Annotated in this window: 29 protein-coding genes; 15 read left to right on the forward strand and 14 right to left on the reverse strand. The window is 71.1% G+C overall.

All coding sequences use genetic code 11. The features are described from left to right. Positions 1-24 precede the first annotated feature (24 nt). On the forward strand, positions 25-753 hold the full coding sequence (locus ABIE38_RS13100) for a hypothetical protein (protein ID WP_354056934.1): 729 nt from the start codon (positions 25-27) through the stop codon (positions 751-753). Positions 754-788: 35 nt separating this feature from the next. Here the strand turns inward: ABIE38_RS13100 and ABIE38_RS13105 are convergent, their stop codons facing one another. Then, a complete protein-coding gene (locus ABIE38_RS13105) occupies positions 789-1,604 on the reverse strand; it encodes a CPBP family intramembrane glutamic endopeptidase (RefSeq protein ID WP_354056936.1) in 816 nt (271 codons plus the stop codon). Continuing rightward, entirely contained in the window at positions 1,601-2,308 is a 708-nt protein-coding gene (locus ABIE38_RS13110) for a TetR/AcrR family transcriptional regulator (protein ID WP_354056938.1), read from the reverse strand. The genes ABIE38_RS13105 and ABIE38_RS13110 overlap by 4 nt, the downstream gene beginning before the upstream one ends. Here ABIE38_RS13110 and ABIE38_RS13115 point away from each other — a divergent pair. Both ABIE38_RS13115 and ABIE38_RS13120 read left to right on the forward strand, forming a co-directional pair. Continuing rightward, positions 2,307-3,035 carry an alpha/beta fold hydrolase gene (locus tag ABIE38_RS13115; RefSeq protein WP_354056940.1) on the forward strand — a complete coding sequence of 243 codons (729 nt, stop codon included), beginning with the start codon at positions 2,307-2,309 and terminating at the stop codon, positions 3,033-3,035. The two genes, ABIE38_RS13110 and ABIE38_RS13115, sit on opposite strands and share 2 nt — an antisense overlap. Positions 3,036-3,418: 383 nt before the next feature. After that, a complete protein-coding gene (locus ABIE38_RS13120; RefSeq protein ID WP_354056942.1) occupies positions 3,419-3,793 on the forward strand; it encodes a hypothetical protein in 375 nt (124 codons plus the stop codon). Between the two features lie 16 nt (positions 3,794-3,809). Here the strand turns inward: ABIE38_RS13120 and ABIE38_RS13125 are convergent, their stop codons facing one another. The 7 genes from ABIE38_RS13125 to ABIE38_RS13155 form a co-directional block, all read right to left on the reverse strand. After that, positions 3,810-4,565, reverse strand: coding sequence for an SDR family NAD(P)-dependent oxidoreductase (locus ABIE38_RS13125; protein ID WP_354056944.1), 756 nt, complete (start codon positions 4,563-4,565; stop codon positions 3,810-3,812). A 34-nt stretch (positions 4,566-4,599) separates the two neighbouring features. Then, entirely contained in the window at positions 4,600-5,466 is an 867-nt protein-coding gene (locus ABIE38_RS13130; RefSeq protein ID WP_354056946.1) for an enoyl-CoA hydratase-related protein, read from the reverse strand. A 391-nt stretch (positions 5,467-5,857) separates the two neighbouring features. Next, positions 5,858-6,148, reverse strand: coding sequence for a DUF4287 domain-containing protein (locus tag ABIE38_RS13135; protein ID WP_354056948.1), 291 nt, complete (start codon positions 6,146-6,148; stop codon positions 5,858-5,860). A 73-nt stretch (positions 6,149-6,221) separates the two neighbouring features. Continuing rightward, positions 6,222-6,779, reverse strand: a complete 558-nt coding sequence (locus tag ABIE38_RS13140; protein WP_354056950.1) for a dihydrofolate reductase family protein — start codon at positions 6,777-6,779, stop codon at positions 6,222-6,224. A 68-nt stretch (positions 6,780-6,847) separates the two neighbouring features. Continuing rightward, positions 6,848-7,885, reverse strand: coding sequence for a sigma-70 family RNA polymerase sigma factor (locus ABIE38_RS13145; RefSeq protein ID WP_354056952.1), 1,038 nt, complete (start codon positions 7,883-7,885; stop codon positions 6,848-6,850). Positions 7,886-8,023: 138 nt separating this feature from the next. Continuing rightward, positions 8,024-9,211 (reverse strand): PrsW family intramembrane metalloprotease, encoded by a 1,188-nt coding sequence (locus ABIE38_RS13150; protein WP_354056954.1) that lies wholly within the window; start codon positions 9,209-9,211, stop codon positions 8,024-8,026. Continuing rightward, positions 9,208-9,903 carry a hypothetical protein gene (locus ABIE38_RS13155; protein ID WP_354056956.1) on the reverse strand — a complete coding sequence of 232 codons (696 nt, stop codon included), beginning with the start codon at positions 9,901-9,903 and terminating at the stop codon, positions 9,208-9,210. Before ABIE38_RS13155 ends, ABIE38_RS13150 begins: the two co-directional genes overlap by 4 nt. A 185-nt stretch (positions 9,904-10,088) precedes the next feature. Between ABIE38_RS13155 and ABIE38_RS13160 the strand changes: the two genes are divergently transcribed. From ABIE38_RS13160 to ABIE38_RS13170, 3 genes are all read left to right on the forward strand, one after another. Next, positions 10,089-10,580, forward strand: coding sequence for a hypothetical protein (locus ABIE38_RS13160; RefSeq protein ID WP_354056958.1), 492 nt, complete (start codon positions 10,089-10,091; stop codon positions 10,578-10,580). 137 nt (positions 10,581-10,717) lie between these two features. Next, positions 10,718-11,125 (forward strand): YciI family protein, encoded by a 408-nt coding sequence (locus ABIE38_RS13165; RefSeq protein WP_354056960.1) that lies wholly within the window; start codon positions 10,718-10,720, stop codon positions 11,123-11,125. 89 nt (positions 11,126-11,214) lie between these two features. Next, a complete protein-coding gene (locus ABIE38_RS13170; protein ID WP_354056962.1) occupies positions 11,215-11,484 on the forward strand; it encodes a DUF3072 domain-containing protein in 270 nt (89 codons plus the stop codon). Between the two features lie 9 nt (positions 11,485-11,493). On the opposite strand, the gene ABIE38_RS13175 is transcribed toward ABIE38_RS13170, so the two are convergent. After that, the gene (locus ABIE38_RS13175; RefSeq protein WP_354056964.1) at positions 11,494-12,549 is read right to left on the reverse strand and encodes an oxygenase MpaB family protein; all 1,056 of its coding nucleotides are present in this window, start codon (positions 12,547-12,549) and stop codon (positions 11,494-11,496) included. 163 nt (positions 12,550-12,712) lie between these two features. Here ABIE38_RS13175 and ABIE38_RS13180 point away from each other — a divergent pair, with 163 nt between their 5' ends. Next, complete coding sequence (locus ABIE38_RS13180; RefSeq protein WP_354056966.1) at positions 12,713-13,909, forward strand: RNA polymerase sigma factor; 1,197 nt, start codon at positions 12,713-12,715, stop codon at positions 13,907-13,909. Here ABIE38_RS13180 and ABIE38_RS13185 read toward each other — a convergent pair. Then, positions 13,893-14,090 carry a hypothetical protein gene (locus ABIE38_RS13185; RefSeq protein ID WP_354056968.1) on the reverse strand — a complete coding sequence of 66 codons (198 nt, stop codon included), beginning with the start codon at positions 14,088-14,090 and terminating at the stop codon, positions 13,893-13,895. The two genes, ABIE38_RS13180 and ABIE38_RS13185, sit on opposite strands and share 17 nt — an antisense overlap. 251 nt (positions 14,091-14,341) lie before the next feature. Between ABIE38_RS13185 and ABIE38_RS13190 the strand changes: the two genes are divergently transcribed. From ABIE38_RS13190 to ABIE38_RS13225, 8 genes are all read left to right on the forward strand, one after another. Continuing rightward, entirely contained in the window at positions 14,342-14,773 is a 432-nt protein-coding gene (locus tag ABIE38_RS13190; RefSeq protein ID WP_354056970.1) for a hypothetical protein, read from the forward strand. A 222-nt stretch (positions 14,774-14,995) separates the two neighbouring features. Continuing rightward, positions 14,996-15,538: an Asp23/Gls24 family envelope stress response protein gene (locus ABIE38_RS13195; RefSeq protein ID WP_354056972.1), complete on the forward strand. Its 543-nt coding sequence runs from the start codon at positions 14,996-14,998 to the stop codon at positions 15,536-15,538. An 81-nt stretch (positions 15,539-15,619) separates the two neighbouring features. Then, a complete protein-coding gene (locus tag ABIE38_RS13200) occupies positions 15,620-15,796 on the forward strand; it encodes a hypothetical protein (protein WP_162845654.1) in 177 nt (58 codons plus the stop codon). 3 nt (positions 15,797-15,799) lie between these two features. Further along, a complete protein-coding gene (locus ABIE38_RS13205) occupies positions 15,800-16,204 on the forward strand; it encodes an Asp23/Gls24 family envelope stress response protein (RefSeq protein WP_354056974.1) in 405 nt (134 codons plus the stop codon). After that, entirely contained in the window at positions 16,201-16,746 is a 546-nt protein-coding gene (locus tag ABIE38_RS13210; RefSeq protein ID WP_354056976.1) for a DUF6286 domain-containing protein, read from the forward strand. The genes ABIE38_RS13205 and ABIE38_RS13210 overlap by 4 nt, the downstream gene beginning before the upstream one ends. Positions 16,747-16,760: 14 nt before the next feature. Continuing rightward, positions 16,761-17,408 (forward strand): hypothetical protein, encoded by a 648-nt coding sequence (locus ABIE38_RS13215; RefSeq protein WP_354056978.1) that lies wholly within the window; start codon positions 16,761-16,763, stop codon positions 17,406-17,408. Further along, positions 17,405-17,983 (forward strand): RNA polymerase sigma factor, encoded by a 579-nt coding sequence (locus ABIE38_RS13220; protein WP_354056980.1) that lies wholly within the window; start codon positions 17,405-17,407, stop codon positions 17,981-17,983. Before ABIE38_RS13215 ends, ABIE38_RS13220 begins: the two co-directional genes overlap by 4 nt. Then, a complete protein-coding gene (locus ABIE38_RS13225; RefSeq protein ID WP_354056982.1) occupies positions 17,974-18,498 on the forward strand; it encodes a hypothetical protein in 525 nt (174 codons plus the stop codon). The genes ABIE38_RS13220 and ABIE38_RS13225 overlap by 10 nt, the downstream gene beginning before the upstream one ends. A 164-nt stretch (positions 18,499-18,662) precedes the next feature. On the opposite strand, the gene ABIE38_RS13230 is transcribed toward ABIE38_RS13225, so the two are convergent. From ABIE38_RS13230 to ABIE38_RS13240, 3 genes are all read right to left on the reverse strand, one after another. Continuing rightward, on the reverse strand, positions 18,663-20,714 hold the full coding sequence (locus ABIE38_RS13230) for a heavy metal translocating P-type ATPase (protein WP_354056984.1): 2,052 nt from the start codon (positions 20,712-20,714) through the stop codon (positions 18,663-18,665). Then, complete coding sequence (locus ABIE38_RS13235) at positions 20,711-21,106, reverse strand: ArsR/SmtB family transcription factor (RefSeq protein ID WP_354056986.1); 396 nt, start codon at positions 21,104-21,106, stop codon at positions 20,711-20,713. Before ABIE38_RS13235 ends, ABIE38_RS13230 begins: the two co-directional genes overlap by 4 nt. Positions 21,107-21,167: 61 nt before the next feature. Next, positions 21,168-21,665 carry a hypothetical protein gene (locus ABIE38_RS13240; protein ID WP_354056988.1) on the reverse strand — a complete coding sequence of 166 codons (498 nt, stop codon included), beginning with the start codon at positions 21,663-21,665 and terminating at the stop codon, positions 21,168-21,170. Between the last annotated feature and the right edge of the window lie 49 nt (positions 21,666-21,714).

The raw sequence follows: 21,714 nt of genomic DNA on the forward strand, positions 1-21,714 counted from the left end.
GGGAGACCGAGTCGAGGTGTGAGCATGCGTCAGCCACAGGAAAATTCAGCGCAGAGCGATCCGACGCCGAGATATCCAGCGCCTAGCGGCCCGGCACAGGGCGACCCGGCCACCTTCTGCGAGGCGCCCGCGGCCTACATCGTGGAGACGTACTTCGTCCTCCGGATGGTCATCGCAGCCGGTGCGCTCCTCCTCCCGGCGGCCCTTCTGCTCTGGGTGGCCCTCGACCCCGGCGTGACGATGATGGGCTCGCTCAGCGCCTTCTACTACTCACCGGCCCGCAGTCTCTTCGTGGGGATACTCGTCGCGATCGGCGTCGCGCTGGTGGCCTACCGCGGCTACACCCGCGGCGAGAACGCGCTGCTCAACGGAGCCGGGATCCTGACCATAGTGGTGGCGTTGGTCCCGACGGGGGACTCGTCTGTGCCCGGGCTCACGGTGGCGGGTGCCGTTCACGCGGTGGCAGCGGTGGGGTTCTTCGTCCTGGCCGCGTTGTCGATCTTCTTCTACGGGCAGGAGACCCTCGGATCACTCCCGGATCCGACCCTGCGGCGCCGGTATCGCGTGGCCTACCGGGCCCTGGCCGTGCTGGTCGTGACCCTGCCGGCCCTCGCTGTCCTCGTCGCCTGGGTGGCCGGACCGTCCGTGGCGCTGTTCGCCGGGGAGGCGGCGGCGCTCTACGCGTTCGCGGCGTTCTGGCTGGTCAAGACCTACGAGCTGTCGCGCTCTCAGGCACAGCGGCGGATCGTGTGACGGCGGCAGCGATGTCGCGGCGGCCGCCCGGGGGATCAGCGCGGCGGGGTACGAACCACCGACCGATAGATCAGCACGACCAGGAGAGGGCCCAGGAGCATCGGACCGAGGCCGAGTGCCAGGTCGGTGAACCAGAGATCTGGGTCGTCGAGCGCGAGCGCGTCCCAGTGTCCGCCCAGCAGGGGTTGGGTGGCCGTCTGAAACGCCATGTGGAAGCCGATCGCCGTGTACACGCTGCCGGAGACCGCGCGGATGACGCCGACGCTCATCGACATCAGGAAGAAGAGCAGTAGCCGGTCCGGGGTGCGGGCAGCCCCGATGAGAAAGCCCCAGACGCAGAACGCGAGCGACTGCGTCGCGACCGTCGCCCAGGTCGGCCAGCGTTCGGCCAGAAACCCGAAGAGATAACCACGGAAAATGAGCTCCTCCGGGATCGCCTCGTAGAGGAGAACCAACACCAGCACGGTGAGGAGCTGGCCGGCCGCCGCCGGCACCCCGTGGGAGAGGTCGACCCGCGCAAGGCCGAGGGCGAGGATCACTGCCCCGATCCCCGCCATGGGCACCACGTACGCGGCAGCCCCCGCGAGCACGTGCCGCAGGCTGCGGCGGTCTGGGATGAGCCCGTAGCGTCGGGCGGCCGGATGGTGGCGAACCAGAACGGCCAGCGCGAGGAGTACCAGCACGAAGATGCTGACCGCGCGAACGGCGTGGGCCAGCTGGTGTCCGTAACCGGAACCGAAAACCACGTAGGAGAGCTTGAGGACGCTCCACCAGAGTCCTGCTGCGACGAGGAGCAGGGTCAGCGGGAAAAGCCACTCGCGCCGTCGGAAAGGCCTACGTGGATCGGTCATGAGGGTCCTCTGTCGGCAGACGCCGAGGCCGGGCTCAGTCCTTGGAGGTGGTCGCGGACCACGGTCAGGGCGGCGTCGGGGCTGATCAGATGCGGGCCGTGCAACAGGTGTACGGCCAGGCCGTCCAGGAGAGCGTGGAACACCTGAGTCTCCCGCTCCAACCAGGGTGGCGGTGGCAGTTCGGGGCCTGCGGCGAACTCGATCATCTGCCGGCATGCCAGCCGCACCGCGAGGTCTGCCTCGTCCCGGACTCGTCGCAGTTGTTGCTGGGTGAAGGCCAGCGTGACCAGTGAGAGCTGGACCTGCAGTTCGGCCGCGCGGGTGGAGTCCAGGGGGAGGAGCTCTGCGGCGATCCGCAGTGCTCTGTCCAGCCCGGTGACCGAGTTCGGGATCACGAGCACACGCTCGCGAACATTCTCCTGGACGAGTTCGAGCGCGACCTCGAGCAATTCGGCCTGCGTGGGGAAGACGTGGCGGAGCGATCCCGCGGACAACCCGGCTTCCGCTGCGACGGTTCGTACCGACACCGCCGCTACACCGTCGCGCAATACGACCCGCCATACCGCCTCGGAGAGTTCACGCTCACGTCGCGCACGATCAATTAGTTTGGGCACGCCGCTATGGTAGTACAGTCGTGTTAGTAAAGCCGGACTGGTCGAGAGTCGACCGGCGAGGGCGGCCGTGACGCGTAGGGTCGCCGCCATGACGACAGTCGTGTTCCTGCCCGGCCTCCATGGCGACGCGAAAACATGGGAGCCGACCGTGCGTGCCCTGCCTGACGACCTGCCCGCCACTGCCCTGGACCTGCCGGCCGAGCCAGACCTCGACACGCTCGTCGACGAGGTGGCCCGGCAGATCGCGACGGGCAGCGTCGTCGTCGGACATTCCCTCGGCGGCGTGGTGGCCATGCACCTCGCCGAGCGTCACCCGTCACTGTTGGCCGGACTCGTCCTGGTCACCGCGCCCGTGGGCACCGAGGACCCGGAGGCAGCCGCGGCGCGCGCCGCCCGAGCGGCGGACCTGGGTCCAGAGGAGTACGAGGAGATTGCCCTCGACGGCATGGAGGCGGTGTACTTCGGCGATCGCGGCCACGACCCGCAGGTGCGGGCCGAGCGACTGCGCGCGGCGCGCGGGTACGGGCCGGCGCGGTTCGCGGCCCACTCTGTGGCATTGGGTGCGCGACCGGACCGCAGTGCCTTCCCCGCGCAGGCGCCCTGCCCGGTCCTGATCGTGGGAGCGTCCCATGACCAGGTGGTGCCCACCGGGGAACAGCGCAGGTGGGCTGAGGGAAACGGTGCCGGGGGCGACAGCTCGGACGCCCAGCGAGTGACCTACGTGGAGATCCCCGAGACAGGGCACATGCTGCCGGTGGAGACCCCTGAGGAGTTGGCCACCGCGATCAGCGACTGGTGGCGTCGCACCGCGGCCTGATCCGGGTGACGCCCGGGTCGTCGGGCCCGAGTCCCTCGCCGCACTCGCCCGGACGGTCTAGAGTTTGTCCCCAGAAGGCGGGGTGGTCGCCAATGACTTCTCGGAATCGACCGTTGTCCCACAGGTCCGTCGCGCCCGGGGACAGAGCGAATCGCGCGTTGAGGGAACTCGACGACCAGGTCTTCTCGGACGTGGTCCTGAGGGAAGTGCATCGTCGCAGCGCGTTCGGCCGGGTCGCCGGGCAGATCGACAGGGCCGTGAAGTCCGTCCGGGCTCCGGATGCCGACCTGGTTCGGGGCCCCGCGGCACCACGTCCCGCAGGCAGCGCCCCTGCCGCTCGTCGCGCCCGTGCCGGTGCGGTCTCACTCCCGCGGGGTGCCGCGATGCAGGTGCCTCTGATGTGCTCGGTCGAAGCGGCTGAGGCCCTCGCGCGACGCGGGGTGTTGTCCGACTCCACCGCCGCCGACGCACTGCGGGCGTTTGCGCGGGACGGACGCCTGATCGCGCTCCGGGGCGACCGGAGATGGGTGTACCCGCGATTCCAGCTGGACCACTTCGATCCGCGCGACCCGGACAACATCATCTGCGCGATCAACCGGGTGCTGGACGCCGGTCGCCATCCGGACGCTGCGACCGCCTGGTGGACCCTGGCGTCGGTCGGCCTGCCCGGCCAGCGCCCGCCCGTCGACCTCCTGGGAGAGGATCACGACGCACTGCTGCAGTTGGCGTCGGAGTACGCATCCGGAGCTGCTCGGTGACCGGTGCGCGGCCGGTTCAGCGGGGGAGCTGCCCGTCGTCGATCTTGATGACGGTCCCGGTGACCGCCTCCGACGCGTCGGAGACGAGGTAGAGCAGCGTGGAATCGAGCTGTTCGGGGACGCCGAGCCTCCTGCGCGGGAACCCGGGCGCGATGTCGCCGACCCGCGCGAGCATCCCGTCGGTCATCTCCGACTCGAAGACCCCCGGCGCGATGGCGTTGACGTTGATGAGATCGCGCGCCCACTCCACGGCCAGGGCTTCGGTCATCCGACTGAGCGCCGCCTTGGTGGTGGCGTAGAGCGCGGCCCCGTTGCCCGCGTAGTGGTACGCGGCCATGGAGGAGATGTTGACGATCCGGCCCGGCAATTCTGCCGTGATCAAACGGCGGGCCACCCCGGTCGCCATGAGCCACGGTCCACGGATGTTGGTGTCGAGTACCGCGTCCACGAGTTCGAGGGGCATCTTGTGCGCGCGCTGCGCATCGGGGATGCCGGCGTTGTTGACCAGGATCCCGGGAACGCCGAACCGCTCGGTCACCTCGGTGAGACAGGACTCGACGGAGGCCGGATCGGCCACGTCGAGCCGAACGCCGTGCGCAGTGCCTCCGCGTCGGCCGATCTCCTCCACGACCTCCGCGATCCTCTCGGTGCGGCGCCCGGTCACGACGACCGTCGCGCCCGCGTCCGCCAACACGTGAGCGAATCGGGCGCCGAGGCCGGAGGTCGATCCGGTGACGATCGCGACGCGACCGGTGAGGTCGACAGAGGTCATGGGGAGTCCGATCCGTGGTGGGGTGGTGGGGTGATCAGGTGAAGAGGTCGGGCAGGCCGTCCGAGACCCGGTCCGGGAAGACCGGCTCCTCCTTGGCGAGGAACGCGGAGACGCCGGCGCGGACGTCGGCGGAACCGCCGCGGGTGTAGATGCCGATCGACTCAGCGCGGTGGGCCATCTCGGGGTCGGGAGCACCGAGCATCCGCCACATGAGCTGACGCGTCAGTGCCGCCGACACCGGGGCGGTGCCGCGGGTCATCTCGCGGGCGATCTCGATGGCGCGGGGGAGGACCTCGGCGGCCGGCAGCAGCTCACGCACCAGGCTGCGCTCCAGGGCCTCGTCGGCGAGGACGGTCCTACCGCCGACGGTCCACTCGACGCCGGTGGAGATGCCCACCACCCGGGGCAGGAACCACGACGAACACGCCTCCGGCACCAGCCCACGTCGCGTGAACACGAATCCGAACTTCGCGTGGTCCGCCGCGATGCGCACGTCCGTGGGCAGGGTCATGGTCACCCCGACGCCCGCGGCCGAGCCGTTGATCGCCGAGATGATCGGCTTGGTCATCCGGAAGATGCGCAGCGAGACCAGGCCCCCCGTGTCCGGCGGGGCGTGACCGGTGTCCCGGCCCGGATCGACGGCGAACGTGTCGCCCCCGCCGGAGAGGTCGGCCCCTGCGCAGAACGCCCGCCCGGTGCCGGTGAGGACCACGGCACGGATGTCGTCGTCGGCGTCGCAGGCGTCGAGGGCGACGACGAGATCGATGAGGTTCTGCTTTGTCGCCGCGTTGAGCCGATCCGGGCTGTTGAGCCGGATCACGGCGACCTCGTCGTGGCGCTCGAGGACGACTTCGCGCTGGTCGGGTGACGTCTCGGCTGCGGGGTCCGGCGAGGGCTGCATGGTGTCGGACGCTACCCCGGTCCGCACAGGACCGGGCCATCCGAGACGACGTCTCCAGCGAATACGAACATAAGCGGCCGGAGTCGCATGTTGCTGCGCGTTACACCAGTGCGCACGGGTTGCGGAGGCAAAATCCGTGATAATTTCTTCACACACACGCCCGGGGGTTCCAATGTTCCGACCGATACGAGCCAGATGCGGCAGGCTTGCGCCTCCTCTCCAGCCACCAGACACCCGCGCCGAGCAGACGCCCTTCGACCGCGCGTGGGCCGACTACGTGGAGTGGTCGGGTCTGGACGAGGGCGGGTTGCCGGATGCCCTCCGAGGAAACGACCCTCGGTAGCCGGTAGCCGGTAGCCGGGCGCGACTGTTCGCGGGAGAGCGCCGCTGATCAGCGATTCGGGTTGGTGGCCGCCCCGTCGAGCCAGAGCATGTCGGTCGCATCGGCGTGGGAGCCGGTCGAGTCGACGTGCTTCGAGCTGATTTGAGGTCCCTTGGTGATCACGTGGACCAGCGCCATACCGTGTCCGCGGCCGAGGCCGTAGTCGGTCTTCAACCACTCCAGGATCGGTCCGGCCTTGGTCCCGGGGCCGAAGCCGCGGTCGGTGGCCTGGTCGACGAGCTGCCGCGGCGTGAGGCCGGTCTTGGTCTCGATGGTGTCGAGGTACGCCTGGAAGGACATCGGATTCTTCTCTGATCAAAGGGGGCGGGGTGATGAGTCGCGGGTGACGGTCGTGTGGGTCGTGGGGGTCGTGTCAGGCGGCCGTGCTGCCGGGGCGCAGGGCGTAGGTCGCGATGATGTTCCCCGCCCGGGTCTGGATCGAGTTCAGCAAATCCATGCGCGTCGTGGGGACGGAGTCGTCGAAGAGCCTGCGGCCCTCCCCGGTGATCACCGGGTGGATGGTCAGCGTGAGCTCGTCCACCAGGCCGGCCAGCACCAGCCTCCGAGTGGTCTCCACCCCGCCCGCGATCGCGATGTCGCCGCCCGGCTTCTGCCGAAGCCGCTCGAGGTAGCCGGCCGCATCACCGGTGATGATGACGCTGTTCCACGCCAGCTCGCCCGTCAGGGTGGAGGTGAGCACGTGCTTGCGGACCGGGTTGACCCAGTCCGCGAACGGGTCCTGCGCGCCGGGCCAGTATCCGGACCACTCCTGCCAGAGCGTGCGGCCCAGCACCAGGTCCGTGGTCGCGGCCGTCATCTCGGCCATGCCCTGCATCTCGTCGGGGCCGAAGGAGTCGAACTGCCAGCGGTCCGGGTGCTCCACCACACCGTTGAGCGTGGAGAACATGTGTGCCGTGATCTTGCGGGTCATGAGGGTCCCTCCTGCGGGGGCTAGGGGGGCCCGGTCGAGCGGGTGCCCGGGGCCTGAAGGAACGTCCTTCACAGAGGTAGACGGTCCGAGCCGACGAAACTGGTCGGTCCGGCGGGGGAATCTGTGTGCGGCAGGTGTGCGGGCAGCCCGAACTCGGCGAAGTGGCCCGCACCGATGAAGTGGGTGAGGGACGAGATGCGGCCGTCGCGGGACTCCAGGACGTGGATCGCGAACGGCTCCCAGCGGGCCGCGCCGGCCTCGTGGTAGACCGCGACGGCCGGACGCCCGTTGGCGGAGGTGACGATGGTTCGCGAGTTGCGGCACACCTGGCCGGGGCCGCGCCACCAGTGCTCAATCTGCGCGGGGCCGCGGAGCCAGAGGTCGAACGGCGGCATGGTGAACTCCGCGTCCTCGGTGAGCAGGGTGACCAGACGATCCACGTCGTAGGCCTCGAAGGCGTCGACGTACTGCTCGAGTAACCGGGTGTCGTAGACCGGGGTGTCGCTCGTGGTGCCGCTCGTGGTGTCGGTCGGCGGCGTGTCGGTCGGGAGCGTGGCCCCGTGCCGGGCCAAGGTCCTGCGGGCCCGGGCGAGCGCGGAATTGACCGACGCCACGGACATGTCGAGCAGGTCCGCGCACTCGGCCGCCGAGAGGACCAGCACGTCGCGGAGGATCAGCACGACCCGTTGGCGGGGTGGCAGGAACTGCAGCGCGGCCACAAAGGCGAGCCGGACCGATTCGCGGGTCAGGGCGGTGGCGGCCGGGTCGATGCCCGGGTGGGCGTCGCTCGCCGGGCCGATCCACACCTGCTCGGGCCTGGTGGACAACGTGGTGGGGTCCTCGGGCACGCTCCCGGGTGCGCTGAGGTCGGTCGGGAGGCTGCGCCGCTGCGGCGCGCGCGTCATGTCCAGGCAGACGTTGGTGGCGATGGAGTACAGCCACGTCCGCAGCGAGGAGCGTCCATCAAACGCGGCGCCGTCGCGGGCCTTCCAGGCGCGCAGCACCGTCTCCTGCGTCGCGTCCTCGGCCTCCGCGATGCACCCGAAATAGCGGTAGCAGTAGCCGAGGATCTCGCGGCGGTAGGTCTCGGCCTCGATCGTGGTCACGCCGCTATTGTCCGCCCGTGGGCCCGATCCGCAGTGGGCTTCGATGGTCGGATCCGCGAGGCTCGTCGTCGTCATCGATCTGTTCTGCTCAGGGCGTGACCCGTCCCGCCTCTCCCGTCCGGCCCCTCCCGTCCCGCCTCACCCGTCCGACCGCAGCCGCTCGACCTCGGCCCGGGCCGTCTCGACCTCCTGACCGGCGGCGATCGCGGCCGCGAGGTCCCGCACCGCCGCGAGCAGGTGCCTGGCCCGCCGCCGCCCGTTCGGGGTACTGCGCAGGTATCCCCGCCGGGCTCCGCGATCACCGGCCACCGCGGCGACCTCGGCCCCGGTCACCACACCCTGCTCGACCTCGGGGGCCAGCACGTCCCGCAGCCATCCGCGCGGCACGCGCGAGGCCCGGCGGGCGACCACGCGCACCAGCACCAGCGCCACGACGATCACCACCCCCATCACGAGCGCGGCGAAGGCGGTGCTGCCGAACACCGAGTTGCCGATGGCATCGGCGGCGTCCCAGAGGAAGTGGAAGACCATCGCCGTGAGCATCAGCCCCGCCCCGAGCGCGCGATTGCGCTCAGCACGGGGCCGGCCGAGGAACCAGACGAGGCCCGCGCAGAACAGCGCCGAGAACAGGGTGTGGGACACCACGCCCAGCGCGCCGCGGAGCAGGATCGTCTCGATCGCCGAATGGAGCTGCTCGGAGCCGAAGTTCACCGCCGAGGTCTGCGCGGTGTAGAGCATGTCCTCGGCCACCTGGAACCCCAGGCCTGCGAAGGCACCGATTACGAACCCGTCGTAGGGGCTGCGCACCAGGTGCGCGGCCAACCCGATGAGAAGCACCAGCGCGGTGGCCTTGGCGAACTCCTCGATGACAGGCGCGGCGAACGCGGCGCCCCAGGCCGAGGACCACGCGGTGCCGAAGAGCTTGCCGTACAGCGAGAGCAGGGCGTCGTTGGCGTGGACGGCCATCCAGAACGTGCCCGCGGTGCCGCCCCAGACGAACGCCGTGGCCACCAGCGTCACGGGCCGGGGGACGGCACCGTCGTGGAGGCGGAGGAACACCCACCACACCACCCCGTAGAGCGTGAAGGCGAGGACACCGGCCGCGACCGCCACCGGGTAGAGCGCGACGGCCTGCGAGGCGATCTGCGCGGCGGTGGCCACCCCGGCGATCACGCCCAGGAGGAACACCCAGAACGACGGGTTCCGCGGCTGGACCAGACGGAAGTCCCGGCCCCAGCCGGATTCCGCGAGCGCGCGCTCCCGGGCGGCGACCAGGGACGGATCGGGAGCCGTGTCGCTGCCCGGTTGGACTGTGGTGGTGCTCATCGCGGGCCTCCAGAGGTGAGGCTGAGCAGGGCGGCCTCGACATCGGCGGCGTCGGCGGTGAACTGGCCGGCCTGGGAACGGGCGGTGAAGGTGACAGCGGTCGGGGTCGAGGCGGCGGCGTGGTCCGAGCGACCGTCTGCGGGCTTCTCGGCGGCGGGCGGGAGGACGAACGCGGCCAGGACACCGTCCCCCGAGGGCGAGGTGAACGGCTCGCTGGTGCCGACCAGGCCGCTGTCGGTGGTCACGGACTGCCGGGCACCGAACACCCGTACACCCCTCTCGTGGACCGAGAGGTTCTTCTCGGCCTCCGTCAGCAGTGCGTCGACGTCCCCGGCGAACACCCCCTGGGTGGCGGAGATGGTGGTGCCCCCGTCGGTGACGGTGGCCGTGGTCCCCGATCCCGGCGGGCCGCTGGCCGGTTCGTCCCCGACCCTGACCCCCTTGGTGAGGTCCCATCCGACGGGCGGGGTGAAGCGCACGCCCTCGCCCAGGTCGACGATGTCGCCTGCCGCGATCGGGTCGTCCCAGGAGACGGACCTGTCGAGCCAGGGCAGGCCCACGCTCCACACCAGACCGATGGACAGGACGACGGCAGCGGGGAGCAATTGCCGCCGGTCGACGCCCAGCACTCGTTGCTCCACGGGGACATGAGGGGTGGCCGTCCCGCGGCCGGGAGGGGAGGTTGTGTTCACCCGTGAACATTTACTCCCGCGGGCTTTCCCGCGGCGGAAATCGCGACGAACTCGCGAGCCGGCGGGCGCGGATCGGGTCACCGGGAAGGAGTAGGCGCCGTGCATCAGGCGACGTCCGAGTCCCTGCTGACGGACGCTCGGCTGAGGCAACCTATCGGGGTAAACATCGGGTAGGGTCCGGCCCCATGCGAATCCTCGCGGCGTTGGCTCCTGTCCTGTTGACCACAGCGGCATGCATGAACGCAGGCGGCGCCGGAGACGAGGCGGAGTCCACGAGCGCGCCCGGCTCCTCGGAGACGCCCGGGGCCGCGTTGGAGATGGCGGTCTTCGAGACCTGCCCGCGGGACTGGGACTCGCAGTGTGTGTCGATCCACGGCGAGAACGTCCTGGTCGATCCGTCAGGTTTCGACCACGTGGGCGTCGAGGCGGTCGATCAGGACGCGGCCGGCGCGATCGGGGTGACCCTGGACAGCGACGGAGCCGCAGTGGTGCGGAGGCTGACGGCCGACGCCTCCCACGCGGGCGAGAACGCGCGGCTGGTGACCAGGGTCGACACCGAGCTGCTCTCCGCCGTCCGGGTCCGGGGCGAACTCCACGGAGCCCACCTGCTGATCACGGTCCCCCCGGACATCGACGCCGTCGCCGTGGCCGAGAAGCTCGAAGGGGGTGCCGCGTAGGGCACGCGCGCCCCCGCCGGCTCGTGGTGGTCAATGACGTCCACCCCTGTCGCGAGAACCCTGTCGAGAACCCGGATCCGGCTTCGTCCTCCTAGTGCAGCGACCACACTGGGTCGCACAGTACGAGGAGGACCACCATGGCCAAGTACCTGTTGCTCAAGCACTACCGGGGCGCACCGGAACCGCCCAACAATGTGCCCATGACCGAGTGGACGCCCGAGGAGGTCTCCGCCCACATCCAGTACATGAACGACTTCGCCGCCCGGTTGGAGGAGTCCGGCGAGTTCGTCGACGCCAACGCACTGTCGGAGTCGGGGACGTGGGTGCGGTACGACGGCGAGGGTCGCCCGCCGCTGACCGACGGCCCGTTCCCCGAGACCAAGGACCTCATCGCCGGCTGGATGATCATCGAGACCGCCACCTACGAGCGGGCCCTCGAGCTCGCGGGCGAGCTGTCCGCGGCCCCGGGGGCGGGCGGCGAACCGATCCACGAATGGTTGGAGCTGCGGCCGTTCCTGGAGGCGCCGCCGCAGTTCGAGGGCTGAGCGGCGCCGGGCGCCCGGGCGGTGGTCCGGCCCCCGCTCCGGGCGCCACGGCGGTGGTCCGGTCCCCACTCCGGGCGTACCGTGCGGGGATGACCACCCCCCAGCAGGACCCGACCCCCGACACCTCCGAGGAAACCCTCGGCGCACCCGTTCCCGAGACCCCGGGATCCGGTGACACCTCGGTGCAGCGGGACCCCGAGGACTGGGTGACCGGCGACGAACCCATGACGGCCGCGCAGAAGAGCTACCTCGACACCCTCGCGCGAGAGGCCGGCGAGGAGCTCAGCGCGAACCTGACCAAGGCCGAGGCCTCGGAGCACATCGACCGCCTGCAGAAGGGCAACCCGCGGACCACCTGACCAGTCCCTTCAGACGGCCACCGGGTTCTGGTCCGCCTTCTTGAACTCGATGACCGGCTCGGTGTGGTTGTGCTCATACGGCTGCTCGGCTGCACCCTGCGCGCGGGCGGCCTTGATGTCGGCGTACTGCTCGAGCGGGGTGCGCGGATCACCGTAGCGTTCGCGGGCCCACGACGGAGAGTGCGTCCGCGGGCTGTCGGCCGGGATGCCGCGGACCGCGGGCTCGATGTAGCGGACGGCCCGCGGGCAGATCCGCTCGACGATCGACATCATCACATCGGGCTTGCCGTGCGTGGCCTTGTAGAACGCCCGCCACAGGGCGATCGACGCGCTGTCCACCGCCCGGGACTGCTTCACGCCGAGCATCGGGCGCATCCACTGCGGGTAGGTGGCGATGATGCTCGCGCGCAGGAGCGGCCGCCCGGCCTTCTTGACGAACGCCGGCAGATTCGGCTCGATGGTCTCGAAGCCGTTGAGGATGTGGTCGACGTTGGAGATCGCCGCCTCCGACGCCGCAAGCCTGTCCCGCCAGTCGTCGAAGTACTTCTGCACCTCACCCCGGGTGCGGGGCACGTCCTCCTGCCGGATCGGCTGGACCTCGGCGGCGATCGCGCACTGGCGCCAGTACTGGTTCTCCTCGTCGCGGCTGAGCCTGCCGGGCCCGAACACCTCGTAGCAGTAGAGGATCGAGTGCCACGCGGTCATGTGGATCCACAGCTGCGAGTCCGGGTTGTTGGAGTCGTACTCGTTGCCGGTGACCTTGTTGATCCCGTAGGCGCGCGAGTGGACCTTCATGAGGATGTCCGACATCTTGATGACCGTCGGGGTGTCCGCGAAGAGCACGGCGGAGAAGTACTCCATCGTGCGGTCGTAGCGCAGTGGGGTCCGCTGGATCACCTGGCCGGTCTCGTCGACCGCGGCCGTGAGGTCCGGATCCAGGTGCTCGATCGTCACGGCCCGCGCGAAACCCTGCAGCGCGGACGCCGGGAACGTCCAGACCTTCCACGCCACGGAACCCGGGCCGAACAGTCCCTCGTCGATGCGGTTCTTCTCGGTGGTTGCCACGTCGCCCCCTCGTCGGTGCTCTCCATTGAGCGCTCTGCGTGAATCAGCTCACGTCAGCTGCCGGAGAGTATTAGACATATGCTCCTCGTTTGTAAAGTCATTGCGGGTAAATGCAGTTCATCGCCACCGACCGCGCGCCCGGCGTAGGAGGATCGATCCCACCATGGTCGGTCCGGAACTGCGCGAGCTGACCCCGCAGGTGATCGGCGTGCTCGTCCGCCGCGGGGCGGACTTCGCGGCGGCCGAGGACGCGGTGCAGGACGCGCTCCTCGAGGCCGTACGCACCTGGCCGGACGACCCGCCCCGCAACCCCCGCGGCTGGCTGATCGCCGTGGCGTGGCGCAGGTTCCTGGACGCCGCGCGCTCGGAGGCCGCCCGTCGGCGTCGCGAGGAACTGGCGGCGGCCGAGCAGGTGGTGAGCTCGTCGTCGTCGCTCTCCTCCGCTGGTTCGGGCGCCGACCCCGCGGCAGGGGAGGGACCGGGGGGCGAGGTCGACGACACCCTCTGGTTGTACTTCCTGTGCGCCCACCCGTCGCTGCCCATCGCGTCGGCGGTGGCGCTGACGCTGCGCGCGGTGGGTGGACTGACCACGCGGCAGATCGCGCGGGCGTTCCTGGTCCCCGAGGCCACGATGGCGCAGCGCATCAGTCGCGCCAAACGCACGATCGCCGGCGAGCGGCTGGACCGGCCCGGGGACGTGGCCACCGTGCTGCGGGTCCTGTACCTGGTGTTCAACGAGGGCTACACCGGCGAGGTGGACCTGGCCGAGGAGGCCCTTCGGCTGACCCGGCAACTGTCGGCGTCGATCGACCATCCCGAGGTGCGGGGGTTGCTCGCGTTGATGCTGCTGCACCACGCCCGCCGGGCCGCCCGGAGGGACGACGACGGCGAGCTGATCCCGCTGGCCCGGCAGGACCGCAGCCGATGGGATACCCGCGCGATCGCGGAGGGCGTGGAGATCCTGCAGGCGGCGCTGGCCCGCGACCAGCTGGGGGAGTACCAGGCGCAGGCCGCGATCGCCGCCCTCCACGCCGACGCGCCGTCCGCCGCCGGGACCGACTGGGCGCAGGTGGTCGAGTGGTATGACGAGCTGCTCGCGCTGGACGACAGCCCGGTCGCCCGGCTGAACCGCGCGGTGGCGGTGGGGCACGCCGAGGGGCCGCGCGAGGGGTTGGCCGCGCTCGAGCAGGTGCCGCGGTCGCTGCCCCGGCGCACCGCGGCCGAGGCCTACCTGCACCAATTGGCGGGGGACCGGGCCGTGGCCGCCGAGCTCTACGGCCTGGCGGCGCAGGAGGCGACGTCGCTGCCCGAGCGCCGCTACCTGGGCCGGAGGGCGGCAGCCCTCAGGGGACCTGACTGACCACCGAGGTGGGGGCGTTCCGGTCCGCGCCCTGGGAGGACTGGGTGGATTCACTCGACACCGCGAAGAGCGTCACCCCGAGAACCGCCACCGCGGCGAGCGCTGCGCCGACCCCCAACTCGAGGGTCGTCAACTGCATCCGCTGCCCCAGTACCTGGGGCGGCATGGTGGAGGTGGCCATGGAACTCCTCTTCCGGCTCGACTGCATGTCCGCGGTGCTCGACCGCGTTTCCACTGAGGATGCGGATCCGTGGTGGACGCGGATGACCATAGTCCCCGGACGCCCTCGGTGGTAGGGGGGCCACCTGGTTCGCTCATCGCACGGTCACGTCGCCGCGCGGTTCGCGCTCGCGGTCGGGGTCGGGGTCGAGCGCCCCCATCCGTGTGGTGCAGGTCTCCGAATCAGGGGCAGACGCTGAAAGGAGAACGCACATGAGTTCTCTCCCCGGACCGCGCACCTGCCCCGGCCCCGGCCGCAGGCTCAGGCTCGCGGGCATCGCGGTACTCGCCACCGGCGCGGTCTCCGTCGCCCTGGCGCCCGGCATGGTCCCGCTCGGTGCGTCCACGGGCGGAGTCGTGGCGTCAGCGGAGATGGCGGCCGGTGCGGTGCTCCAGGCGCGCAGTGGCTGGATGGCGCCCGCAGTGTTCACCGTGACGGTGTTCGCCCTCATCGTGGCGGTGACCGCCGTGCTCCTGCGGGCCCCGGTGTCGCTGTCCTCTGGCCGCCTTTCCCGACCCGGCCACCGTGCACGCAGTGGCCGCCGCGTCCGGACCGGTCGACAGGGCCGCACGGAGTTCGGATTGAGACAGCCCGAGCGGGCCCTGCGCGTGCGGATCGATCGTCTGCCCGGGATCACGGACTAGAGCCGCGACGGCTCGGCCGCAAACATCGGCCGACCGGCTCATCCACGCAGGCTCGTCCACCCGGCTCTCGGCGCCCGCGACCAGCGCATCTCCCGCCTGATCGGGGGCCGGAAAAAAAAGTTCGGGATCTCTCGTGACGATCCGGCGGCCCGTGACGTCTTAGTTGTGTAGTTGTTCATCGAAGGCCCGGCCCGGTGCCGGACCTTCCCGCGAGGAGGAATCATGTCGAACGCCATTCCCAAGACCGGCCGTGAGCAGACGCGCGAGCAGCAGGCCGCCGAGGCCGCGCAGGCCGCGCAGGCGGAAGCGCAGGACAAGGCCGTCGAGAAGCAGCCCGCGCGCGGACCGCTCCAGACGTCCCGCGGGGTGACCACCCTCGACGACACCGTGGTGGCCAAGATCGCCGGCATGGCCGCGCGTGAGGTCCCGGGCGTCTACGACATGGGCAACGCCGCCCGCCGGGCGTTCTCCGTGGTGACCGATCGCATCCCCAACGCCCAGACCAACGTCACCGGCGGGATCAGCGTCGAGAAGGGTGAGACGCAGACCGCGGTCGACGTCACCGTCGTCGTGGACTACGGCGCCTCGATCGTCGACGTGGGCAACGCCATCCGCCGCAACATCATCGAACAGGTGGAAGCCACCACCGGCCTCGAGGTCGTCGAGGTCAACGTCAACGTCACCGACGTCCACCTGCCCCAGGATGACGACGGCGACGACGTCCGCACCAGCTCCGACAGCGGACGCAGCAGCGAACTGCGCTGATCCACCACCCCATCGACCACTGCTGCACCGCGGGGGCGGGTCTCCCGGCCCGCCCCCGCACACCCTGAGCGAGGAGTTCTCATGAAGACCACCCATCTCACACTTCTGGTGGGGTTGTTCCTCGGCGCCGTCGCCGCGTTCGGCTCGATCGGCCAGTTCCTCATAGTGCTGATCTTCGGCGTGATCGGTGTGGCCGTGGGTCTGGCCATGGAGGGGCGCGTCGAGATCAAGGGCCTCACCGACCGCCGGAGGCGGTGAGCCGTGACCACCGCGCAGACTGACCTCGCCGATCGCGGAGCCGCCGCCGATCCGGTCGAGCAGCGGGGACTCACCACGATCCCCGCCTCCGTCGTGGAACGCATCGCCGAACAGGTCGCCTCCGAGTACACCCACGTGGGCGGCGCCGCCGGAGGGCTGTTGGGGGTGGGTGCCCGCCGGGACTTCGGCTCGCGCCCGTCGGCGACCTGCGACCTCTACGGAACCGTCGCCGCGCTCCGGCTCGACGTGGGCGTCGCGTTCCCGGTCGACCTCGCCGACACCTGCCGCGGCCTTCGCGCGTACGTCCGCGAGCGGGTCGGCGAGCTCACCGGACTCCAGGTGGGCCGGTTGGACATCGAGATCTCGTGGCTCAACCCCGGGATCGCGACGAGAGGAGCACTGCGATGAGTGCACGCAGCGGACTGATCAGACGACCTGCGCGCGCCGTCCCGGTGGGACTGCTCGCCGTGGGACTCCTGGCCTTAGGTGGCCTGGGGACCTGGCTGCTGGTGACCTATCTGGTCGACGGCACCTGGCCCTCGGCGGCGTCCGGGACGGTGGAGACGATCGCGGGGACGGGCATGGAATCGACCACCATGCGCATCGCCGCCGCCGTGGTGGCCGCGGTGGGGCTCGCCCTGCTGCTGCCGGCGCTGGTCCCGGGGCGCCCGTCGCGCGTCCTGGTCCTCGGGGACGACGTCCCCGGTGAGACCGCCATCTCCCGCCGCGACCTCGCCCGCCGCCTCCAGCGGCGCACCGAGAACGTCGACGGTGTGCACAGTGCGAGCGTCGCCGTCCGTGGGCGCCGGGTCGACGTGGCCGTGGAGACCGTGGTCGACGACCCCGCCCCGGTGACCCGTGGCGCGACCGCCGCCGTGGAGCAGGCGCTCGCCGAACTCCGCCCCACCGGCCCGTCACGCCCCCGAGTGCGCACCCATCGCAGAAGCTGAGAGGACGAGACATCATGCGTAGCCTTTCCGGAACCCGCAATCGCATCGCGTTGACGGTGGCGGGTCTGCTGATCCTGGCCGTCGCGGCGTGGCTGGTCGCGGTCTCCTTCGCCCTCATCCCCGCGGGCTCGCCGCTCGCCGGCCTGATGGCGCCGACCGACTCGACGGTGTCCACTCTGGCGCAGGAGCACCGTGGGTGGGCACTGCCGGCCGCCACCGTCGCATCCGTCCTCGCGGTGCTCGCCGGACTGGGGCTGCTGCTCGCTCAGATCCCCAGTGCCCCGGCACACACGACACTGCGACTCCACGACGCCGACGGCACGGTCCTGGCCTCTCTCGAGCCGCAGGTCCTGGAGCGGGCACTCGCCGAGAGGGTGGAGAGCGTCCCCGGCGTCGAGGAGGCGGCCGTACGGGTGTTCGGCTCCACGACCTCCCTGCGGGTCCTGGCCGAGGTGACGGTCTCCGAGGAGGCCCAGGTCGAGTGGGCCGTGGAGGAGGCCCGCCGGGTGCTCGCCACCGACCCGGAGACGGCGCTGGGAACCGCACCGCGGTCGGTCGACCTGCTGGTGCGCGTGAACACCCCGAGGTCGTCGTCCCGATCCGACCGCGTGGCCGTGCGCCAGCAGGGCGCGGGCGGGGAACTGGTCTCCGAGGCGGCATGAACCCCCCGCCCTCCCCGCCGGGGGAGTACCCCGACCGCACCCTGGTGCTCCGCGCCCAGGACGGCGACCCGGACGCCTTCGACGTGCTGATCGACCGCCATCAGGGTCGCCTGTTCCGCATCGCCTACCTGGTCCTGGGGGACCGGCAGGACAGCGAGGACGTGGTCCAGGAGACCCTGCTGACGGCGTGGAAGCGGCTGCACCTCCTGGACGACCCGGACGCGGTGCGAAGCTGGCTGTCCCAGATCTGTTCCCGGCGGGCCACGGACATCGCCCGCCGCCGGGCCCGGCGCTCGACCGACGCCCAGCCGCCCGAGGTCCTGCAGATCCATCGCGACGACGGCCCCCGGTCCGACCCCGCCCGGACCACAGAGGTCAACGCGCAGATGCAGGCGCTGGCCCGGGTGCTCGGCACGATGGACCCGGATCTGCGGTCCTGCTGGACACTGCGCGAGATCGACGGCATGTCCTATCGGGAGGTCGCGGCCGCGCTCGACATCACCGAGTCCACCGCGCGGGGCCGCCTCGCGCGTGCCCGCACGCACGTGATCGAATATATGAAGGAATGGCGGTGAACACCATGGACGGACCCTCCCGACCCGGTGGACCCGACGACGACGTGGCCACCAGGCTGTATCTCGATCAGATCAGCGCCCTCCACCGGGACTGGGACGAGCTCGAGAGCCGGGGCGACGACTCCGTACAGCTGTCCCGACGGGCCAGGTCGGCCCTGGCGGAGGCGGTCAGGGCCGATGCCCGACACGGCGCGCGGGTGCAGATGCCTCCCACTGACATCGGTCCCTACACCCTGACCGAGCTCGCGCTGCGCACCCTGATCCGCGACACCGTGGACGATGTCCCCGGAGTGGTGAGTCTGCGGACCACCGTCGACCACGAACCGGGCGAAGGGTGGGGTACCCGCGGTGCACCCCGCCGCATCGCCTGCCGCGTCTCGCTCGCGATCACGACGCCGGACCTGCCCGCTCGGGCCGACGTCGTCCGAGAGGCGGTACGTGGCGCATGCGCCCGAGAATTCGACATCGTCGACCTGGCGGTCGACATCCACATCGAGGATCTCCATGAGAACTGAGCCGACAGCAGCGGAGTTGATCGACCTGGTGGTGGCCGTGCCCGGGGTCAACGGGATCGAACCCGGGATCGGCACCTCACTCAGGGCGCTCGACGCCCGGATCCGGCGGGCCGACGCCGGGACGAGTCACTTCGGTCTCCACGTCGACCGCGACGGGAGCAGGGTCACCGTGGAGGTGAGCCTGGACCGGTCACGTCCGGTGCGGCAGTGCGTGCGCGATATCCAGTCGATCCTGCGGGACGCGCTGGGTGCCACGGTGCCGGTCGGCACCGAGCTCGAGGTGCGGGTCCAGTCACTCCACCGGTGTTGAGCCGGCGCCGCGTGCGTCCGGCGCGGACACCGTTGGCGATCACCAGGATCTCCGCGAGCTCGTGCACCAGCACGACCGCGGCCAACCCCAGGACGCCGGCCAGAGCCAACGGCACCAGCCCGATGATGATCGCCAGCGAGAGCCCGATGTTCTGCAGCATGATCCGGCGGGAGCGGCGGGCGTGCTGCAGCGCCCGGGGTAGGTGCCGCAGGTCCTCGCCCAGGAGGGCCACGTCGGCTGTCTCGATCGCGACGTCGTTGCCCATCGCCCCCATCGCGATTCCCAGGTCTGCGGTCGCCAGGGCAGGGGCGTCGTTGACGCCGTCGCCGACCATCGCCGTCGGCCTCTCCGCGCGGAGCCGGGCGATGATGCGGGCCTTGTCCTCCGGCCGCAGGTCCGCGTGGACGTCGTCGATCCCCACCTCGGCCGCCAGCGCGCGGGCGGTGCGGCCGTTGTCCCCGGTGAGCATCGCCACCCGGTAGCCGTCGCCGCGCAACGCGGCGACCACCTCAGCGGCCTCGGGCCGCGGTTCGTCGCGGACCGCGATCGCCCCCAGCACCACGCCCTCGCGCTCGACCAGCACGGCCGTCGCGCCGGCGTGCTGCATCCGTTCGACGTCCGACGCCAGGGGGCTGGGCTTGATCCACCCGGGCCGACCCAACCGGACGGTCCGCCCGTCGAGCAGTCCGGTCAGGCCGGCGCCGGTGACGGCGGTGACGTCCCGGGCCGCGGGGACGTCGTGTCCGGCCGCGTCCAGAATCGCCGCGGCCAGCGGGTGTTCGCTGCGGGCCTCCAGCGCGGCCGCCACCGCCAGGACCTCCGCCCCGGAGACCCCGTCCGCGGCCGCGATCTCGACGACGGTCGGACTGTTGCGGGTCAGGGTGCCGGTCTTGTCCAGGGCGATTCCGCGGATGCGGCCGAGGGCCTCCAGAGCGGCGCCCCCCTTGACCAGCACGCCGAACCGGCTGGCCGCACCCACGGCGGCGTACACGGTGACGGGCACAGAGATCGCCAGAGCGCACGGAGAGGCCGCCACCAGGACGACCAGGGCCCGTTCGATCCACACCTGCGGGTCGCCGAGCAGGCCGCCCACCACGGCGATCAGCGCGGCGGCCACGAGGATGCCCGGGACCAGGGGCCTGGCGACGGTGTCGGCCAGCCGCTGGGCCTCGCCCTTGCGGGACTGTTCGGCCTCCACGATCCGGACGATTCTGGCCAGCGAGTTGTCCCGCGCCTCCGCGGTGACCGTGACCTCCAGGGCGCCGCTGCCGTTGATCGACCCCGCGTACACCTCGTCCCCCGGACCGGCCTCGACCGGTACCGACTCGCCGGTGATCGCAGAGTTGTCCAAGGCGGTGCGGCCGGCGCGGATGGTGCCGTCGGTGGCGATCCGCTCGCCCGGTCGGACGATCATCACCTCGTCCAGACGGAGGTCGTCGGGCTCGACGCGGTGCTCGCGCCCGCCGCGTACGACGGTGGCGGTCGACGGCACCAGCGACAACAGAGAGCGCAGGCCGCGGCGGGTGCGCGCGACCGAATACTCCTCGAGTCCCTCACTGATCGCGAAGAGGAACGCCAGCATGGCGGCCTCCTCGACCTGCCCGAGGATCACCGCACCGGCGGCCGCGATGGTCATGAGGGTGCCCACGCCGATCCTGCCGCGCACGAGCCGCCTCAGGGTCGAAGGGACGAAGGTGTAACCGGCCACCAGCAGTGCGAGCACGTACAGCGCGAGCCCGGCCGCGTGAGGGCCGGCCGTCCAGCCGAGGATCAGTCCCGCCAGCAGCAGGAGGCCGGCGATGGCCGCGGCGCGGATCTCGGTGACCTGCCACAGCTTCTCCGGACCGCGGTCCTCGTGCTCCCCGGGTAGCGGTTCATCGGGGCCGCACCCGCACGCGTCGCTCATGAGAAGTGGTTGGGGCACAGCGCGACCGCTGACCCGGTCGCGGCGAGGAGCGTCTCGGCCGAGGCCAGCAGGTCCATCAGCTCTGGACGGGTGAGCGAATAGAACACCTGCCGGCCCTGCGGTCGCCCCTCCACGAGCCCGCAGTCCCGCAGGCAGGCGACGTGGGCGGACACCGTGGACTGAGCCAGCCCGAGCTCGGCCACCAGATCGGCCACGCGGGTCTCACCGCGGGCGAGCCGGCGGATGATGGCCAGCCGGGTTCCGTCGGACAGGCTGTGGAACAGGGCGGCAGCGGCATCGAGCCCGGGTCCCGAGCCGGGGGTCGTTTCTGGCTCCGCCTCTGACCCGCACCCGGTTGTCCCTGCGCGCGCGACTCCGGCATTGATCGTCATTCGGCGATGATAACCGTGTCGGGCGATGTATGACAGCCGGGCTGACCGCCCAGAGCGACGCCTAGGAATTGGCTATCGCGAGCACCGCCCACACCGGGAGCCACAGGCCGAACGTGAGGATGGTCAGGATCAGGTGCAGCACGTGGTTGACGCGCCTGCCGCCGCCGTTGGCGACGAACACGGTCTGCTGCATCGGGTACGGCTGCATCGGGTAAGGCTGCGGCATGAGGTGCTGGGGCAGGTACGGCCGGTACTGCCCGGGACCGTAGGGGCCGTTGCCGAAGGCCGGGGGCGCGGCCAGATGCTGGGGGACGAAGTCCTGCTCCGGGCGGTACGGCGCGGCGGGCGTGGTGCCGTAGGGCAGACCGCCCTCGTGCGCCAGTGGTTCGACGGGCCCGGCGGCCGGGCGGGTGGGGAGCTGCTCGGTGGGGAACCTCTCGGTCGGGAACTGCTCAGGGGGGAACCGCTGGATGGGGGCGAACTGGTCCGTGGGCGCCGGAGGTCGGTCCCGTCCGGCGTCCGAGGACTTGTCGGGCCGGTAGGGGAACTGCTCGTTCATGGCGTCTCAATTCACGGTGTGCGGGCGAGGCGACTCGACTGACGTCGGG

The sequence above is a fragment of the Dietzia sp. 2505 genome, assembly GCF_040546785.1.
Lineage (GTDB): Bacteria > Actinomycetota > Actinomycetes > Mycobacteriales > Mycobacteriaceae > Dietzia.

Excerpts from the sequence above, each read along its gene's own strand:
- ABIE38_RS13100 (WP_354056934.1), top strand. The coding sequence starts at position 25 with ATGCGTCAGCCACAGGAAAATTCAGCGCAGAGCGATCCGACGCCGAGA.
- ABIE38_RS13105 (WP_354056936.1), bottom strand. The coding sequence starts at position 1,604 with ATGACCGATCCACGTAGGCCTTTCCGACGGCGCGAGTGGCTTTTCCCG.
- ABIE38_RS13115 (WP_354056940.1), top strand. The coding sequence starts at position 2,307 with ATGACGACAGTCGTGTTCCTGCCCGGCCTCCATGGCGACGCGAAAACA.
- ABIE38_RS13110 (WP_354056938.1), bottom strand. The coding sequence starts at position 2,308 with ATGGCGGCGACCCTACGCGTCACGGCCGCCCTCGCCGGTCGACTCTCG.
- ABIE38_RS13120 (WP_354056942.1), top strand. The coding sequence starts at position 3,419 with ATGCAGGTGCCTCTGATGTGCTCGGTCGAAGCGGCTGAGGCCCTCGCG.
- ABIE38_RS13125 (WP_354056944.1), bottom strand. The coding sequence starts at position 4,565 with ATGACCTCTGTCGACCTCACCGGTCGCGTCGCGATCGTCACCGGATCG.
- ABIE38_RS13130 (WP_354056946.1), bottom strand. The coding sequence starts at position 5,466 with ATGCAGCCCTCGCCGGACCCCGCAGCCGAGACGTCACCCGACCAGCGC.
- ABIE38_RS13135 (WP_354056948.1), bottom strand. The coding sequence starts at position 6,148 with ATGTCCTTCCAGGCGTACCTCGACACCATCGAGACCAAGACCGGCCTC.
- ABIE38_RS13140 (WP_354056950.1), bottom strand. The coding sequence starts at position 6,779 with ATGACCCGCAAGATCACGGCACACATGTTCTCCACGCTCAACGGTGTG.
- ABIE38_RS13150 (WP_354056954.1), bottom strand. The coding sequence starts at position 9,211 with ATGAGCACCACCACAGTCCAACCGGGCAGCGACACGGCTCCCGATCCG.
- ABIE38_RS13160 (WP_354056958.1), top strand. The coding sequence starts at position 10,089 with ATGCGAATCCTCGCGGCGTTGGCTCCTGTCCTGTTGACCACAGCGGCA.
- ABIE38_RS13165 (WP_354056960.1), top strand. The coding sequence starts at position 10,718 with ATGGCCAAGTACCTGTTGCTCAAGCACTACCGGGGCGCACCGGAACCG.
- ABIE38_RS13170 (WP_354056962.1), top strand. The coding sequence starts at position 11,215 with ATGACCACCCCCCAGCAGGACCCGACCCCCGACACCTCCGAGGAAACC.
- ABIE38_RS13180 (WP_354056966.1), top strand. The coding sequence starts at position 12,713 with ATGGTCGGTCCGGAACTGCGCGAGCTGACCCCGCAGGTGATCGGCGTG.
- ABIE38_RS13185 (WP_354056968.1), bottom strand. The coding sequence starts at position 14,090 with ATGGCCACCTCCACCATGCCGCCCCAGGTACTGGGGCAGCGGATGCAG.
- ABIE38_RS13190 (WP_354056970.1), top strand. The coding sequence starts at position 14,342 with ATGAGTTCTCTCCCCGGACCGCGCACCTGCCCCGGCCCCGGCCGCAGG.
- ABIE38_RS13195 (WP_354056972.1), top strand. The coding sequence starts at position 14,996 with ATGTCGAACGCCATTCCCAAGACCGGCCGTGAGCAGACGCGCGAGCAG.
- ABIE38_RS13200 (WP_162845654.1), top strand. The coding sequence starts at position 15,620 with ATGAAGACCACCCATCTCACACTTCTGGTGGGGTTGTTCCTCGGCGCC.
- ABIE38_RS13210 (WP_354056976.1), top strand. The coding sequence starts at position 16,201 with ATGAGTGCACGCAGCGGACTGATCAGACGACCTGCGCGCGCCGTCCCG.
- ABIE38_RS13215 (WP_354056978.1), top strand. The coding sequence starts at position 16,761 with ATGCGTAGCCTTTCCGGAACCCGCAATCGCATCGCGTTGACGGTGGCG.
- ABIE38_RS13220 (WP_354056980.1), top strand. The coding sequence starts at position 17,405 with ATGAACCCCCCGCCCTCCCCGCCGGGGGAGTACCCCGACCGCACCCTG.
- ABIE38_RS13225 (WP_354056982.1), top strand. The coding sequence starts at position 17,974 with ATGGCGGTGAACACCATGGACGGACCCTCCCGACCCGGTGGACCCGAC.
- ABIE38_RS13230 (WP_354056984.1), bottom strand. The coding sequence starts at position 20,714 with ATGAGCGACGCGTGCGGGTGCGGCCCCGATGAACCGCTACCCGGGGAG.
- ABIE38_RS13235 (WP_354056986.1), bottom strand. The coding sequence starts at position 21,106 with ATGACGATCAATGCCGGAGTCGCGCGCGCAGGGACAACCGGGTGCGGG.
- ABIE38_RS13240 (WP_354056988.1), bottom strand. The coding sequence starts at position 21,665 with ATGAACGAGCAGTTCCCCTACCGGCCCGACAAGTCCTCGGACGCCGGA.